This window comes from Arthrobacter sp. TS-15 (assembly GCF_006964045.1).
Lineage (GTDB): Bacteria > Actinomycetota > Actinomycetes > Actinomycetales > Micrococcaceae > Arthrobacter.
Genome location: NZ_SDXQ01000126.1, coordinates 1 through 1,265, shown reverse-complemented (window position 1 = coordinate 1,265; position 1,265 = coordinate 1). Strand labels below are relative to the sequence as shown.

Annotated in this window: 2 protein-coding genes; both read right to left on the bottom strand. The window is 68.0% G+C overall.

All coding sequences use genetic code 11. The annotated features are described in order from the left end of the window. Window positions 1-601, bottom strand: a 601-nt coding sequence (locus EU811_RS23245) for an AAA family ATPase (protein WP_142940591.1), incomplete at its 3' end; no start/stop codon positions are given. Between the two features lie 155 nt (window positions 602-756). Beyond that, on the bottom strand, window positions 757-939 hold the full coding sequence (locus EU811_RS23240) for a hypothetical protein (protein ID WP_238703556.1): 183 nt from the start codon (window positions 937-939) through the stop codon (window positions 757-759). Between the last annotated feature and the right edge of the window lie 326 nt (window positions 940-1,265).

The window sequence follows — 1,265 nt, the reverse complement described above, 5'->3', positions numbered from 1 at the left end:
CTAGTCTCGTGGGCTCGGGGGTCTGCACGATGTCGCAGACGGGGACGGTCCCGCCGCTCACGGCCGCGGCGATGCGCACGGCGGCCTCGTACGGGGTGAGCGCGCTGGTGTCGACCGGGTGGGCGTCGGCGGTGAGCCAGCCGGCGAGTGCGGCGTGGTACGGCTCGATGTGGTCGTACGACCACTGCCGCACCCGTATCTCCCCGTCGGGGAGGTCCGGCGGGACCTCCCGGTCGGCTATTCGCTCGCGCAGGATCGTTTCCGCCGGGGCGAGAAGCACATGGCGTACCGCGATCCTGCGGGATGCGAGTCCGCCGAAGATCTCGTCACGGTAGTCCTGGCGGAGCAGTGTCATGGGGACCACGAGTACGCCCCCGAGTTCGGCGAGCATCGCGGCGGCGGTGTCGACCACGAGCCGTCGCCAGATCGGCAGATCCTGGAAGTCGCCGACCTCGGCGAGGCGCTTGGCGGGCAGGAGCTGCGTCAGCCCGGCGCCGATGAGCTCGGGGTCGAAGAGTGTGCTGTTCGGGATCAGGTCGATCAGTTCCCGTGCGGTGGTGGTCTTCCCCGCACCGAACGCACCGTTGATCCAAACGATCACGGTTCCCCCTCTGCTGTTGGCCCCCTGAGGCTTGCCCGCTCCACCCTGCCACGGAAACCAGGCCCTGAAGAGGTCGCGTTCGACGGGCCGGACGCATGCGAAAGCCCGGCCCTCGACGGGCCGGGCTGATGGTCGGGACGGTCCTGACTCGTGGGTCAGCCCCGCTGCTCCTCGGGCTTGTCGTCCGTGGCCAGACTGCCGTCGCTGATCGTCTGGTCGAGGCTGCTGAGCGTGTTCTGTACGTCGAGGCTGCCGAGGGCGTCGCCGCCCTCCGCGGAGTGGGACGGCGTGACGGCCGCGACCACGAATCCGGCGGCGAGGGAGGCGATGGCGAGCATGCTGCGCTTCTTCATGCCCGGTTCAACTGCCGACCCGCCCATGGGTCACGGTCGGCCTTTCCGGTACTCCACGGAACAGCCGCGCCACGCAAGAGATTTCGCCGGGACATCCGATGTCCCGGCGGACTTCCGGGCACTGCGGTCACCTTGAGCGATAGCCGTGCCGTCGCCCCCTCCGCAGGACACAAGTCAACACAAACGCACGCGGGGTTTGAATCCCACTCCCTAGTCGGAGCATCGTCTAGGGTTTTGACGGGATATCGAACAAACGTTACCGCACCTCTTCCACCACAGTGCGACAGGTCCTACCGTAAGCGCGCACGGAT

Excerpts from the sequence above, each read along its gene's own strand:
- EU811_RS23240 (WP_238703556.1), bottom strand. The coding sequence starts at position 939 with ATGCTCGCCATCGCCTCCCTCGCCGCCGGATTCGTGGTCGCGGCCGTC.